This is a genomic window from Shewanella insulae (genome assembly GCF_009831655.1).
GTDB lineage: Bacteria > Pseudomonadota > Gammaproteobacteria > Enterobacterales > Shewanellaceae > Shewanella > Shewanella insulae.
In genome coordinates this window covers 16874-30196 of sequence record NZ_WRPA01000022.1, presented here as the reverse complement: position 1 = coordinate 30196, position 13323 = coordinate 16874, and the positions used below count along the sequence as shown (strand labels likewise).

Genomic DNA, 13323 nt, shown 5'->3' with positions numbered 1-13323 from the left:
CTGTAACGCAGCAAATACCGCTGTAAGCCTCGCCCTGCGGGGCTGTGCGACGACTTGTTCGCCCCTTCCCTGGGATACACCTCATTTCAGCTATTAAGGAAAATATATGGGACTGTTAGATTCGCTGATGGGCAATGCTGCCGAAGTTAACCTGGATGAGTTGGCTCAGGAGTTGGGGCCTATCATGGGAGACAACGAGCAGTTAGCACTGGCTTACCGTGTCATACGCGACATGTTTGTATTTACCAACAAGCGACTCATCCTTATCGACAAACAGGGAGTCACCGGCAAGAAGGTGAGTTACCACTCAGTGCCCTACAAGGCGATCACCCACTTTGAAGTGGAAACCGCCGGAACCTTCGACATGGACGCCGAGTTAAAGCTATGGATCTCGGGGCAGAAAGATCCCCTGGTCAAGGAGCTGAAGAAAGGCACCGACGTCGTGGGCATTCAGAAGACAATTGCCAATTTCTCTCTATAACTCGCCTTCGTTATTTTTATCAAGCCCTGGCCTAGCCCTGGGCTTTTTGTTGCCAGTTCCAGCCTGGTGTCGACAGTAGATCTTGCCCCACTATCTTGGTCTGCCCCAGCTGCTTGTCGAGTTCGATCAGCTGACACTGCTCGAATTCGTTGAGGGCATTGATCAGTCGATTGGCATGGGAGACTACCCAGAGCTGACACAGATTAGACGCCTTGGCGATAAGCCTCGCCAGTGCCGGTAGCAGATCCGGGTGCAGACTGGTCTCTGGCTCGTTGAGCACCATCAACTCTGGTGGCCTTGGGGTGAGCAGGGCGGCGATCAACAGCAGATACCTTAGGGTGCCGTCGGAGAGTTCCTGGGCGTTGAGGGGCCTTAGCAGCCCCTGCTGGTGAAAGTTGACGCTCAACAGGCCACTGGCCTGGTAGCCTATGGTGACATGGGCGCCGGGAAAGGCGTCGCTCACCGCCTCATCGAAGCTTTCCTTATCGCCTATCTCGAAGATAGTTTGAATCGCGGAGGCCAGATCCCGGCCGTCATGGTGTAGCACTGGGGTGCGCGTGCCCAGCTGGGGCTGACGCGCGGGGGCCTCGCTGTCGCTGCGAAAATGATCGTAGAAGCGCCAGGCACGGATGCTGTCTCTGAGCCTTAGCACCTCGGGCGTGCGGGTGGGATCGGACAGTTCGGTAAAGATGCTGTCGCCATGCTGCATATGCTGATTCAGGCTCTGCCAGCCATCTTGTCCCCCTTGCTGGGCGCGCCCCTTCACCATGGGGCCACGTCGTTCCACCAGTACGGCGGCGGGTCGATACTTAGTGCCGACCCAGATCGCCTCACGCTTTATCTGAGGGTCTAGCCCAAAGAAGGTAGTGCTGTCGGGCTTGGGCAGCCCTAGCTCGATGAGGTAGCTGAACTCATCACCGGCAAAGCCCAGCTTCAGTCGTTTGGTCTGCTGGCGCACCGTGGGGGTTATCTCTGTCTCGCCGCTCAACATCCCCTTGGTGAGGTTTTCCGGCCCCGCCCAGAAGCAGGAGTCCAGCCCGCCCTCCTGGGCCAGGGCATTGACCACGCCGCCTTGGGCCGTCTGTGCCAGCAGCCTAAGCGCCTTGTAGAGGTTGGACTTGCCGCTGCCGTTGGCGCCCGTGACCAGGTTGAGCCGACCCAGAGGCAGGCGTATGTCTCGTAGCGAACGGTAGTTGTTGATGGCTAAGGTGGTCAGCATGGCGCTCTTTTCTCGTGGTTTTAGTCGTTGAGGGTGAGTTTAATTTTGGCTTGGGGCCATAGTGGCATCTTTACTTGCTAGATGCCATAAGCGCTCCGGCGTGAGGTGAGCTTGCTCCTGTCGCTGCTTATCCCTGTTTCTGCTTGGCCAGATGCGCCTTACGCTCCGGGGTATAGTGCCACCAGGGGCGGGATTCTTCCCCTTCCATGAAACGTACCGCGGCGATAAACACATCTATGACACAGGGGTCGTGACGACATTGGGTGATGACTTCGAGTTGGGCGTGCATCTGATAGGGATCCAGCCCGATAATCTCCCTGGGGTGATGCAGGCCGAGCTTATAAAAATCCTCCGCCGTGGCCTTACCCACGTTGGGGATCGTGGTGAACTCTATGATGGTATCGCGCGCTGACATCTGGCTTCTCTTCTGCTCTCTGGCGCTTTTAGTGTACGGCGTTTAATGCGGCTTGTCAGCGGCTAGCTAGGCCAGCAAGGCATAACCAACCGCGACTAGCATGGCGACGGCGAAGAAGATACGCAGGGCCCTCGCGGCCTTCGGCCTGGAAAACAGCGGACGCAGCAGGCCACCGAAGATCAGCCAGAGGCTGTCTACCAGAGTTGCTACCAGCAAGGCGCAGATGCCAGTGGCCAGATAGCCCAAGGCCGTATTCTCCAGTGGCAGTAAAAACTGCGAGAATATCGCCAGAAAGGCCGCATAGGCCTTTGGGTTGAGCAGGTTCAGGATGAAACCATCCTTGAAGCTAGGCGCCTGCTGGGCGTCATCTAACTGGGTGCAGGGGGCACTGGCAATCTTATAGGCGATGAAGGCGATATAGGCGGCGCCCAGTAACTGGCAGGTGAGCCTGAGGTCGGGAAAGCGGCTAAACAGGGCGGCAAGCCCGGCGCTGGCGCCGACGATGGCGACTGATAGCCCAAGGAGTATGCCCAGCAGGAAGGGGGCGCCTCGCCTTATCCCAAAGGTGGCGCCTGTGGCGGCCAGTGCCAGCGGCGCCGGACCGGGCGAGCCCAGGAGTAATCCGGTGGCGGCGATTAACGAAACAATTGATTCCAACATGCCTGGCTCCTTGTGTGCACCTTTAGCGGGCAAGCCATTTGCCCGGATTGAGCATCTTAGCCTGAACGGCTCCTGTGTAAAGCCATGGGGCTAATTTGGCGCGGGGTCCGGCTGCAAGGCTAGCGTAACACCTAGCGGTAGCCTGGCGGTAAAGCTTACGAGATTCCTAGGTGCTGCACCTAGCTAGGGCTGCACAGGTTTCATTACACTCTCAAATTCCTGCTTACCGGGGCGGGTTGCTTGAGAATATCTTGCTGCCAGCGCTCGGCGAGAAAATCGATGAAGTGTCGAATCAGATGCTGCTGATAGCTGCGCGAGAGATAGACGGCCCACAGCGTCTTACCCGGCAGGTGATACTCTGGCAGCAGCTCGACCAATTCCCCCGACGCCAGATGAGCATTGGCGAGATCGCAGGGCAGATGAATAAGCCCCTTGCCCCGCAGCGCCGCCTTGAGGAGGACGCCCATGTCGTTAGCCTGCAGGTTGCCGTAAACCGGCTGCGAAATGTTTTGATTGTCTTTGACAAACAGCCAGCTGGTTTGGCTGGCGTGGATCAGGCAGTTGTGCGCCGTGATGTCCTCTAGGGTGGTGATGGGGGCATGGCCAGCGAGATAGTCAGGTGAGGCGCACAGCACCGAGTCTATATGCATCAAACGGCGGGCGATCAGGCTCTCACCCGGCTGTTGGGTGTAGCGCAGGGCGATATCAACTCGCTCATCGACAAGCTGTACCAGTTCATCCGATAGCACTAGCTGCACCTTGACCTCGGGATGCTCGCGGGTAAAGTCGTCCACCGCATCGAACAGCAGTGCCTGGCCCAGACCTATGGGAGAGGCGATACGTATGCTGCCGACCAACTCCTGTCTGTGGCGTTGGGCGCGGTTTTGCAGCGCCGCGACCTCATCGAGGATCTTCTGGCAATAGATAAAGGCCTCTTCGCCCTGCACGCTCAGGCTGACGCTGCGGGTGGTGCGATGTAACAGGCGTAGCCCCAGCCAGCGTTCCACTTCCTGTATGTGGCGGGAAACCTGTAGTCGGCTGAGGCCCAGTTGCTCGGCGGCCTGGGTAAAACTGCCGCAGCTGGCCACCTCGACGAAGCTACGTATCGCGCTGATCTTATCCATATTAGTAACTCAAATTGAAACAATGATGCTCTATTTAAGCTGTTTATCACGATATTTAGGCTAAGTAAACTGATGTCAATTTAATCAGACAGTGAGGAACAGAAGATGAATATAGGGATCATTGGCGCCACAGGTTGGATAGGTAGCGCCCTGATGCAAGAGGCGCAGCGTCGTCAGCTGCCGGTCACCGCCTTGGTGAGAGACCCGGCTAAAATAACGGGTGAGTTAGTCGGTCGGGTCACGACGCGGGTTATAGATCTGGAGCAGGGTATCGACCCCCAGGTATTCGAGGGCATAGATCTGGTGATCGCCGCCGTGGGCGGACGAGCCTCTGGTCAGCACCAACTGGTGCCCCAGAGCGCCAAGGCGCTGCTCGAGCTGTTGCCCAATACTCAGGTTAAGCGCTTGTTGTGGGTCGGCGGCGCCGGCAGTCTCGAGCTGGCTCACGGACATACCCTGGTGCAATCGCCGGGTTTCCCGCCAGAGTATAAGGATGAGGCCTTGGCTCAGGGCGAGGCGCTTGAGGTGTTTAGGGTGAGTGATTCGGCCGTTAACTGGACCTTTGTCAGCCCAGCTGCCGAGATCTATCCTGGTGCCAGCGAAGGGCCATATCGTATCGGCGGCGACAAGTTTTTCACCGACGAGGAAGGGCGCAGCCGCATCTCGGTAGCGGATTACGCCAAGGCTATGCTGGATCTGGTGGATACAGATGACTATGCCCGCCAGCGGATCAGCGTGGCGTACTAGAGTAGAGAAACCGGCCGTCCGGCCAAGATGGCCAAGTAGCCCAGATAAACAAAAAGCCACTCGTTGAGTGGCTTTTTTAATGGCTATTGATTCGGCCTATGGCTTAACCGTCTTAACGCCTTCAGGGGTGCCGACCAGTAGGACGTCCGCGCCGCGGTTGGCGAACAGGCCGTTGGTGACCACGCCAACGATCTGGTTGATCTGCTCTTCCAGCTCTTTTGGATTAACGATCTTCATGTTGTAGACATCGAGGATCACGTTGCCGTTATCTGTGACCACACCCTCGCGGTAGACAGGATCGCCACCCAGTTTCACCAACTCGCGGGCCACGTATGAGCGCGCCATAGGAATAACTTCTACCGGCAGCGGGAACTCGCCCAATACCTCGACTTCCTTGGTGTTATCCACTATGCAGACGAACTTGTCTGCCACGGCGGCAACAATCTTCTCGCGGGTCAATGCGGCGCCGCCACCCTTGATCATGTCCATGTGGCCGTTGATCTCATCGGCACCATCGACATAGACAGAGAGTTGATCGACAGAGTTCAGGTCAAAAACCGGGATCCCCAGGGCCTTCATCTTCTCGGTCGAGGCCTCAGAGCTAGACACGGCGCCTTCGATATCCGCCTTCATGGTGGCCAAGGCATCGATAAAGTGGTTAACGGTCGAGCCGGTACCTACGCCGACAATACTGTCTTTCTCAACATACTCGAGCGCGGCCCATCCGGCGGCTTTTTTCATTTCATCTTGAGTCATAAGGAGTTCCTATAAGGATAAACGAAGCATTTTGTCGTCATTATACCTTTAGTTCTCCCCGGGAGTATGTCAAATGACGCAGTTTGTTACTTTAGCGCAGAATTTATCATCCAGACCCAAGGAGAAAACTGTGTGAAATCTCTCAACTTGGGCCCGCGGCAGGGGTTTTGTCTGGCGCCCTCTGGAAAAATGCATTGAGCCAGAGTAATTTAGCTTTCAACAAGAGTCATTAGCCGTCAACATTGGCGATGAGATCGCCTTTAGGCCCATCTCGGGCGGCGGGTAAAGATACAGATGAGAGAGTAAGGAGAGAGCATGGCGGGCGCGAGTCTATTGAGCTTGTTGGATGATATTGCAGCCATTTTGGATGATGTGGCCCTGATGAGTAAGGTGGCGGCGCGTAAGACGGCCGGGGTGTTGGGGGACGATCTGGCGTTAAACGCCCAGCAGGTATCAGGCGTCAACGCCGATCGTGAGCTGCCCGTGGTGTGGGCGGTGGCCAAGGGCTCGCTGAGAAATAAGCTGATCTTGGTCCCGGCGGCGCTGTTGATCAGCGCCTTCATCCCCTGGGCGGTGACGCCGCTGCTGATGTTCGGCGGCCTGTTTCTCTGCTATGAGGGGTTCGAGAAGGTATATCACTCCCTGACCCATAAGCATGAGCCCGCCATGAGTGAGAGCGACATGGCCAAGGCGGCCGAGGATCTCAAGGCCTTCGAGAAACAGAAGGTGGCCGGTGCGATCCGCACCGATTTCGTGCTCTCGGCGGAGATCATCGCCATCACCCTGGGGGTGGTGGCCGAGAGTAGCTTCATGACCCAGGTGGTGACCCTGGCTATAATCGCCGTGCTGATGACCATAGGTGTCTACGGCCTGGTGGCGGGCATCGTCAAGCTGGATGATGCCGGGCTCTACCTGAGTCAGCGTCAGGGGAATGGCCTGCTGCGCCGTCTGGGACGTAAACTAGGTGGTGGCCTGGTAAATGCCGCGCCTCACCTGATGCGTGGACTCACAGTGGTGGGCACCATCGCCATGTTTATGGTGGGCGGCGGTATCCTCACCCATGGGATACATCAGATTGCCGAGGTGTTTGAGCTGGCGGCCCATTGGGTGGCGGCACTGACCATAGTCGGGCCTGTCTTGGCCTGGATGACCCCGAGTCTGCTCAACGCCCTGTTTGGTGTCTTGGTGGGCGCAGTGGCCCTTGTGGTGATGTCGCTGATTGGGCGCTTTCGCAACTGATAATGGGCCATCAGATGTAGCATAATGTATCAGTAACAACTTGTATCTTATATTGTTTTCTAATTTACCGCCTCGTAACATCCCTAATGTGACACGCTTTGGGGACTGTGATGAAAAAGCAAATAAGAGGCAAGTTGGTGCTTAGTGTATTGCTGCTCTTGGGCTTAACGGCCTGCGGCGGTGAAGAGGGCAGCAATGGTGTTATTCCCAATCCGCCGGTGACCGGGCCTGTGCCCGAGATGAGCATAGATGCCTGCTTCACCATGACCACGAGTCTGGGAGAGGTTGGCCTAGGCATAGATAGCCAGCATACGCGGCAATCGGCCGCCAATTTCATCGGCTATGTCGACGATGGCTTTTACGATGGCACCCTGATTCACAGGGTGATCCACAACTTCATCATCCAGGGGGGCGGATTCACCTCTGGCATGGTGCCTAAGCCGGGCAAGGCGCCCATCAAAAACGAGGCTAGCGTCGGCTTTAGCAATCTCAGGGGCACCCTGGCCATGGCGCGCGCCCGCCAGAGCGATTCGGCCACTTCACAGTTTTTCATCAACACCTTAGACAATCCGCAGCTGGATTATAGCGCCAGCAGTGCCGGCTACGCCGTGTTTGGCAGGGTGCTGTCTGGCATGGAGGTGGTGGATCAGATAGGCATAGTGGCCACCACCCGGGTGGGGGACTATAGCGACGTGCCGCTGGAGGATATAGTGATCCAAGGTATCGCCCCAAGCGAATGCCCCATCTCGGCAGAATGAGCGCTTAGGCGCCGCTCGCCTGATGATGCTTGACCAGATCTATCATCGCCTGGGCCGCAAAGGAGAGGCTGAGATCTTCACGCCAAAACAGGCTCATCTGCCAGCTGAGATCCGTCTGGGTCAGTGGGCGGGTGATCACCGCGTCGGGGCGGTAGCGCTCGGCAATAAATTTAGGTAGCAGCATTAGGCCGATCCCGGCCGCCACCAGGGCGACGCCAAACTCCGGCTGGTTCACCAGGGTGGGATTCTTGATGCTCACACCGGCCTGCTTGCAGGCGTTGATCACCATTTCATGTAGGGAGAATTCCGACTCAAACAGGATCTGCGCCTGGCCATCGAGCTCGCTCAGTGGGATCTCTGAGCGCCGGGCCAGGGGATGCTCGCTGGGAAGTACCACCACCATAGGCTCGTTATGTATGGCGATCCCTTCATAGCGATCCCTGAGTTCGATAATGCCGGTGGCCAGTTCTATCTCCCCCTGTTGCAGGGCCTGGGTCTGCTCGACGCCGCCGCGAACCAGCAGCTGAGTCTCTATCTCTGGATAGGCCTGACGATACTTGGCGATGATGGGGGCAAACAGCTCTGCGCTGCCCAGCGGCGCCAGACCCAGTCTCAGTATTCCGCGATTGAGTCCCTTCAGCTGTGCTAGCTCCTCCACCATCGCCTGTTTATCTTCAAGCAGCCTGAGGGCGTGGCGGTAGACCACCTCGCCATGGGGAGTGAGCTGCACCTTAGTGCCCCGCTTGCCTCGGGTGAGCAGGGGCAGCGCCAGTTCGCTCTCCAGCTGGGCGATAGACTTGGACAGCGCGGGCTGGCTGATATGGATCCGCTCGGCGGCGCGGTTAAAGCCCCCCGAGGCGATGATCTCGACAAAGTAGTGAAGCGCCTTAAGATCCATTGAATAGCTTTTGGTGATTTATTTTATAAATAATATTCATTTTTTTTATTTAAATAGCAAGCGTAAGATCCTCATATCTTCTCGTTACACAGAGTTTTTCATGGCAACTTACCTTCCTCCACTTAGAAACTTGTTGCAGCTGTTGTTGCAGGTGGGGTTACTGTCTCTGCTGGCGCTGGCAGCCCAATGGCTGGTGACTCGCCTGTCGCTGCCGCTACCCAGCGGCGTAATTGGCCTGGCGGCCTTGCTGGCCCTGCTGGCGCTTAACTGGCTACCTGAACGTTTTGTGGCCCGTGGCGCCGCCTGGTTGCTCGGCGAGCTGTTGCTCTTCTTCATTCCACCCGTGGTGGCCTCGATGCATTATGCGCCGCTGCTGGAGCAGTATGGCGTCAGCCTGCTCTGTACCTTAGTGCTGGGGAGTGTCAGCGTCTTGCTGATCACCGGCTTTGTGATTGACAGAGTCTTCAAGTATGAGCGCCGCATCAGACAGGCCGGCGCGGTCAAGACGGTGAGTGTCTAATATGTTGGGCTCAATGCACCTGTCACTGCTCGGCCTTGGCTGCTTGCTGGCGACCCTGGTCAGCTACGGCCTGAGTAAGCGCCTCTATCGCCGCTTCGGTCACTGGTGGCTGTCACCTATGGTATTGACGCCGGGATTTTTGCTGGCCTTGGTGGTGGTTTTTGCCATTCCGCTGCCCACCTATTTCGAATACAACCATTATCTCAGTATGCTGCTGGCGCCGGCGACCATCGCCTTCGCCCTGCCCATCTATCGGGAGCGGCATCTGATCCGTCGCTACCCGCTGACCCTGACCCTGGGCGTGCTCACCGGCCTGCTGGCGGGCCTGATCTCCTCCTGGTTGCTGACGCGGGTGATCTACCTACCGCCCGAGTTGTCCCACAGCCTACTGGTGCGTTCGGTCTCGACTCCCTTTGCCATGGAGGCGACCCGCGAATTTGGCGGCGTGCCGGATCTCACCGCCGTACTGGTATTGATGACGGGTGTGCTGGGCATGCTCTTGTGTGGCCCGGTATTCAGGCTGGCTAAGATCTCTAGCCCTCTGGCAAAAGGCGCCGCCTTGGGCGCCAGTGCCCACGGGGTGGGGGCGGCCAAGGCCGCCGAATATGGCCGGGAGGAAGGGGTGGTAGCTAGCCTCACCATGATCTTTACCGGCATCGCCATGGTGGTCGGTGCGCCGCTGTTCGCCTATCTGCTGGTGTAGCGATCTCGGGTTTAGCCAAAGGCCCCAGTGATTGTCCGATTTACAGCCTTATTGTTTTAGCAGCGAGGCGCACAGCTTGACGAAATCCGACGAGGTCAGAATGCCGATCACCTTGTGATTGTCATCGACCACAGGCAGGCAGCCCAGCTTGTTATCGATAAAGTAATCCACCACGACGGCCAAGGGCTCATCCAGGGTAACTTTCTGAAACTCCTTATCCATGATCTCGGCCACCGAGGTGCGCCGCTCCTGACGATCCAGCCCTTCGTTGCCGTAATGGCTCAGTATGCCGACGACAGTACTGATCATCTTCTTATGAGTCAGTATGCCTACCAGGGTACCGTCGGCTTCGCTGATGACCGGTAGATGACGCACGCCGCGGCTGCTCATCAAGAGGTGGGCATCCTTGGTGGTGGCCTGATCGCTGATGCACACAGTGTCTGTGGTCATGATATCGCTGACTCTCATGGTCGACTCCTTCAACTATGGGGATGCTTTCATCATAACAGCTATTTTCGCCCTGTAAGGAAAATGTAAACTGTAGGATGATTAATGGGCCTGAAACCTGGTGCTTTGTGCTGCCAATTATTCATAATCTCACAGGCTTCAAGATGTTCTGCTGCCATCGGTTTGGCGGACAGGCGAAACTAGCGGTTGCCGAGATCATAATAATTTTGCAATATTGTTAATTGATAATTAGAGTCATTAGACCTCTTACCAGGAATAACAATAACAAGGTCAGTTATCTTTCGCTGTATGGGTTTTCAGCTTCACACGATGTGAACCGAGGGCACAAGGGATAACCGGCTCAAATAAAGGAATAACAATGAAAACCAATTATTCTCGCAGGGATTTTCTGGCCATGTCGGCCAAGGGTGTCGGTGCCGCCGTTGTCTCCTATGGCCTGATGGGCTGTTCAAGCAGTGACGATGAAAAGCAGGAAACCGCCCCTAAGGTTCAATTTCTACACGGTATCGCCAGTGGCGACCCTACCCACAGCGCAGTGATCCTCTGGACCCGAGTAACCCCTGACACCGACGGTGACGTCAAGGTCGGCTGGGAGATCGCTTCCGACGCCAATTTTACCCAGATGATCTCAAACGGCGAGACCACCACCAACGCCGATCGTGATTACACTGTGAAGGTCGATGCCATAGGCCTGGATTCGGGCACGGCTTATTACTATCGCTTCATGTCCGGCGAGCAGGTCTCAAGTGTCGGCATGACCAAGACGCTGCCCGAAGGCGCCGTCGAGCAGGTCAAGCTGGCGGTGATGTCTTGTGCCAACTATCCCGCAGGTCACTTCAATGTCTACCAGCTGGCGAGCCAGCAGGACGCCCTGGACGCAGTCGTGCACCTTGGTGACTACATCTATGAATATGGCCGTGGCGGTTATGCCAGCGAACATGCTGCCGAGCTGGGCCGCGAGGTAATGCCTGCCGGTGAACTCTTTACCCTGTCTGATTATCGCACTCGCTACGGTCAATACCGCAGCGACGAGTCTTTGCAGACCCTGCATGCCAAGGTGCCTTTTATCACTGTTTGGGATGACCATGAGGTGGCTAATGATACCTGGTCTGATGGCGCCGAAAACCACAACGAGGGTGAGGGCGACTTCGAGGCCCGTAAGATGGGGGCCTTGCAAGCCTATTTCGAATGGCTGCCTATTCGCCCATGGCGCGAAGGCAACCACGAGGAGATCTACCGCTCATTCAGCTTCGGCGATCTGGTCGACCTGCATATGCTAGACACCCGTGTGTTGGCTCGTGATAAGCAGTTGGACTACGCCGACTATGTCGATGCCGCCACCGGCGCCCTGGACAGTGCCCGTTTCATGGCGGATGTGACCAGCACAGAGCGTACTCTGCTGGGCACCGACCAGCTGCAGTGGTTACAGGCCAGCATGCTAAACGCCACGGGTAAGTGGCAGGTGCTAGGGCAGCAGATATTGATGGGCACCATGATGCTGCCTGCAGCGATCGCCATGCAGAAGCTCTCCGTCTATGAATACGCCGAACTCGGGGCCCTGGCGCAGCTGGCGGCCCGCGCGGCGGCCAATGATCCCACCCTTACACCACAGGAATACAGCTACCTCATAGGTAATCAGCACAAGCTGACACCTGAGGTGATGGCGCTGCTGCAACTGCCTGCTATTCCCTACAACCTGGATGCCTGGGACGGCTACGCTTACGAGCGTGAGGTGATTCTGGCGACGGCCAAGCAGAAGGGGGCTAACCTGGTGGTTATCGCCGGCGATACCCATAACGCCTGGGCCAACGAGCTTAAGGATAGCCATGGTGATCTGGTGGGTGTCGAGTATGCTACCAGCTCGGTATCCTCTCCTGGACTCGAGTATTACCTTGGTATTCCTGCGGATCAGCAGAGCGTGACCGAGGCCGGCGTCGTCGATCTGGTCGATGGCCTTAAGTATACCAACTTAAGAGACCGTGGCTTCATGGTGCTGACCTTCACCCCCGAGGCGGTGCGCAGCGACTGGCACTTTGTCGATACCATTCTCGACAGCGAGTTCAGCGAGGCCACCGACAAGCACTATGCGGCGATGACGAAGGCTGGTGAGCCTAAGATCACCGCGGCATAAGTCTGCTTTAAGATAAAAAGCCGCCTTCTAGGCGGCTTTTTTGCCTTCAAAAGTGCATCCTCCGTCCAAGTTTCGCTATTTAGTTCTGCATGGGCGGTTTTTTTAGTATAAAATTCAGCTCCAAATCCCGCAGCGTCGATTGTCGTCGTGTTGAAGTTCAATACGCGCCCCTTGTGCTACGCTGGATTTGGGGCGAAGCCTAATCGATAGGATTACCTTCCTCCCTCTCAAAGACCAAATAGAATAAGATGGGGACGGCCTGATGTCTGAGAAACACTTTATTACCGCACAGGAATTGCTGGAAGATTCATTTCGCCTTGCGGCGCAAGTTTATGAGAGCGGTTTTAGACCACAGTTTATTGTCGGCATATGGCGTGGCGGTGCCCCGATAGGGATTGCGGTCCAGGAATATTTCGATTTCAAGCAGGTCGAGACGGATCATATTGCCGTGCGTACCTCCTCTTACTATGGCATAGGTACAGACAAGCAGAGCAAGCAGATCAAGGTCCATGGTTTGCACTATATCGTCGAGAACGCCAACGCCGGTGACGGCCTGTTGATTGTTGATGACGTGTTCGACTCTGGCCGCAGCATCCATGCGTTGAAAGAGAAGCTGACCGAGCTGATGCGTCTCAACATGCCAACCGATGTGCGTATTGCCTGCCCTTACTACAAGCCGAAGAATACTGCGGTATCTTTGAAGCCTGACTACTTCATCCACGAGTCGGAAGACTGGTTGGTGTTCCCGCACGAGGTTTCAGGCCTGTCGCCAGAGGAGATCGCCAACGGTAAGAGCGATCTGAAGAACATCAAAGAGCTTTTCGTATAACGCGTCTAGCCACGATTAGCAGCATAAAAAATGCCACCTTAGGGTGGCATTTTTATTGTTGCTAATTCTAGCTATAGCTTGTCTATCTCGTCACCCAATTGATAGGCCTTGTCGGTGACTATCTTCTCCAGGGTGGCGATGCGGGATTTCAGCCTATCTATCTCGGCCTTAAGCTCATCAATTTCACTATTGTCCACACTGGCTTGCCGCCTGTTGTGCTCCTTAAAGGCCGCGAAGGCGAAGGCGCCTATGATGGCGATGGCGGCGAGTTGAAATATGCCCATAGGGTTGCTCCTGTCGATACTAGGGCCAGTTGACCTAGAGATTCCTGTGCCTGTTGATCCACTATACCCCAAAAATGTTTCGCTACCAGGC

Annotated in this window: 16 protein-coding genes; 8 read left to right on the top strand and 8 right to left on the bottom strand. The window is 56.3% G+C overall.

Features of this window, described 5'->3' with window-relative positions; all coding sequences use genetic code 11:
- The first annotated feature begins 106 nt into the window (after nt 1-106).
- Nucleotides 107-481 carry a PH domain-containing protein gene (locus tag GNT65_RS18360; RefSeq protein WP_160798653.1) on the top strand — a complete coding sequence of 125 codons (375 nt, stop codon included), beginning with the start codon at nt 107-109 and terminating at the stop codon, nt 479-481.
- A gap of 31 nt (nt 482-512) precedes the next feature.
- Here GNT65_RS18360 and GNT65_RS18355 read toward each other — a convergent pair whose 3' ends face one another.
- The 4 genes from GNT65_RS18355 to GNT65_RS18340 form a co-directional block, all read right to left on the bottom strand.
- On the bottom strand, nt 513-1700 hold the full coding sequence (locus GNT65_RS18355) for an AAA family ATPase (protein ID WP_160798652.1): 1188 nt from the start codon (nt 1698-1700) through the stop codon (nt 513-515).
- Nucleotides 1701-1827: 127 nt separating this feature from the next.
- Complete coding sequence (locus GNT65_RS18350; protein ID WP_160798651.1) at nt 1828-2115, bottom strand: helix-hairpin-helix domain-containing protein; 288 nt, start codon at nt 2113-2115, stop codon at nt 1828-1830.
- 66 nt (nt 2116-2181) lie between these two features.
- Nucleotides 2182-2775, bottom strand: coding sequence for a LysE family translocator (locus tag GNT65_RS18345; protein ID WP_160798650.1), 594 nt, complete (start codon nt 2773-2775; stop codon nt 2182-2184).
- Nucleotides 2776-2978: 203 nt separating this feature from the next.
- Nucleotides 2979-3899 carry a LysR family transcriptional regulator gene (locus GNT65_RS18340; protein ID WP_160798649.1) on the bottom strand — a complete coding sequence of 307 codons (921 nt, stop codon included), beginning with the start codon at nt 3897-3899 and terminating at the stop codon, nt 2979-2981.
- A 105-nt stretch (nt 3900-4004) separates the two neighbouring features.
- Here GNT65_RS18340 and GNT65_RS18335 point away from each other — a divergent pair, with 105 nt between their 5' ends.
- Nucleotides 4005-4646, top strand: coding sequence for an NAD(P)-dependent oxidoreductase (locus GNT65_RS18335; RefSeq protein WP_160798648.1), 642 nt, complete (start codon nt 4005-4007; stop codon nt 4644-4646).
- Between the two features lie 96 nt (nt 4647-4742).
- Here GNT65_RS18335 and rpiA read toward each other — a convergent pair whose 3' ends face one another.
- Nucleotides 4743-5402, bottom strand: a complete 660-nt coding sequence (gene rpiA / locus GNT65_RS18330) for a ribose-5-phosphate isomerase RpiA (protein ID WP_041510159.1) — start codon at nt 5400-5402, stop codon at nt 4743-4745.
- 315 nt (nt 5403-5717) lie between these two features.
- On the opposite strand from rpiA, the gene GNT65_RS18325 reads away from it, so the two are divergent.
- Both GNT65_RS18325 and GNT65_RS18320 read left to right on the top strand, forming a co-directional pair.
- Nucleotides 5718-6641, top strand: coding sequence for a DUF808 domain-containing protein (locus GNT65_RS18325; protein WP_160798647.1), 924 nt, complete (start codon nt 5718-5720; stop codon nt 6639-6641).
- Nucleotides 6642-6751: 110 nt separating this feature from the next.
- Nucleotides 6752-7399 carry a peptidylprolyl isomerase gene (locus GNT65_RS18320; RefSeq protein ID WP_160798646.1) on the top strand — a complete coding sequence of 216 codons (648 nt, stop codon included), beginning with the start codon at nt 6752-6754 and terminating at the stop codon, nt 7397-7399.
- A 4-nt stretch (nt 7400-7403) separates the two neighbouring features.
- Here the strand turns inward: GNT65_RS18320 and GNT65_RS18315 are convergent, their stop codons facing one another.
- Nucleotides 7404-8297, bottom strand: coding sequence for a LysR substrate-binding domain-containing protein (locus GNT65_RS18315; RefSeq protein WP_160798645.1), 894 nt, complete (start codon nt 8295-8297; stop codon nt 7404-7406).
- A gap of 100 nt (nt 8298-8397) precedes the next feature.
- Between GNT65_RS18315 and GNT65_RS18310 the strand changes: the two genes are divergently transcribed.
- On the top strand, nt 8398-8817 hold the full coding sequence (locus GNT65_RS18310; protein ID WP_160798644.1) for a CidA/LrgA family protein: 420 nt from the start codon (nt 8398-8400) through the stop codon (nt 8815-8817).
- A gap of 13 nt (nt 8818-8830) precedes the next feature.
- Nucleotides 8831-9520, top strand: coding sequence for an LrgB family protein (locus GNT65_RS18305; protein ID WP_181006369.1), 690 nt, complete (start codon nt 8831-8833; stop codon nt 9518-9520).
- Nucleotides 9521-9568: 48 nt separating this feature from the next.
- Here the strand turns inward: GNT65_RS18305 and GNT65_RS18300 are convergent, their stop codons facing one another.
- Complete coding sequence (locus GNT65_RS18300) at nt 9569-9988, bottom strand: CBS domain-containing protein (RefSeq protein ID WP_160798643.1); 420 nt, start codon at nt 9986-9988, stop codon at nt 9569-9571.
- A 358-nt stretch (nt 9989-10346) separates the two neighbouring features.
- On the opposite strand from GNT65_RS18300, the gene GNT65_RS18295 reads away from it, so the two are divergent.
- Together GNT65_RS18295 and GNT65_RS18290 are read left to right on the top strand one after the other, a co-directional pair.
- Complete coding sequence (locus GNT65_RS18295; RefSeq protein WP_160798642.1) at nt 10347-12119, top strand: alkaline phosphatase D family protein; 1773 nt, start codon at nt 10347-10349, stop codon at nt 12117-12119.
- A gap of 262 nt (nt 12120-12381) precedes the next feature.
- Nucleotides 12382-12948, top strand: coding sequence for a phosphoribosyltransferase (locus GNT65_RS18290; protein ID WP_160798641.1), 567 nt, complete (start codon nt 12382-12384; stop codon nt 12946-12948).
- Between the two features lie 71 nt (nt 12949-13019).
- Here GNT65_RS18290 and GNT65_RS18285 read toward each other — a convergent pair whose 3' ends face one another.
- On the bottom strand, nt 13020-13232 hold the full coding sequence (locus GNT65_RS18285) for a hypothetical protein (RefSeq protein ID WP_160798640.1): 213 nt from the start codon (nt 13230-13232) through the stop codon (nt 13020-13022).
- Nucleotides 13233-13323 lie beyond the last annotated feature (91 nt).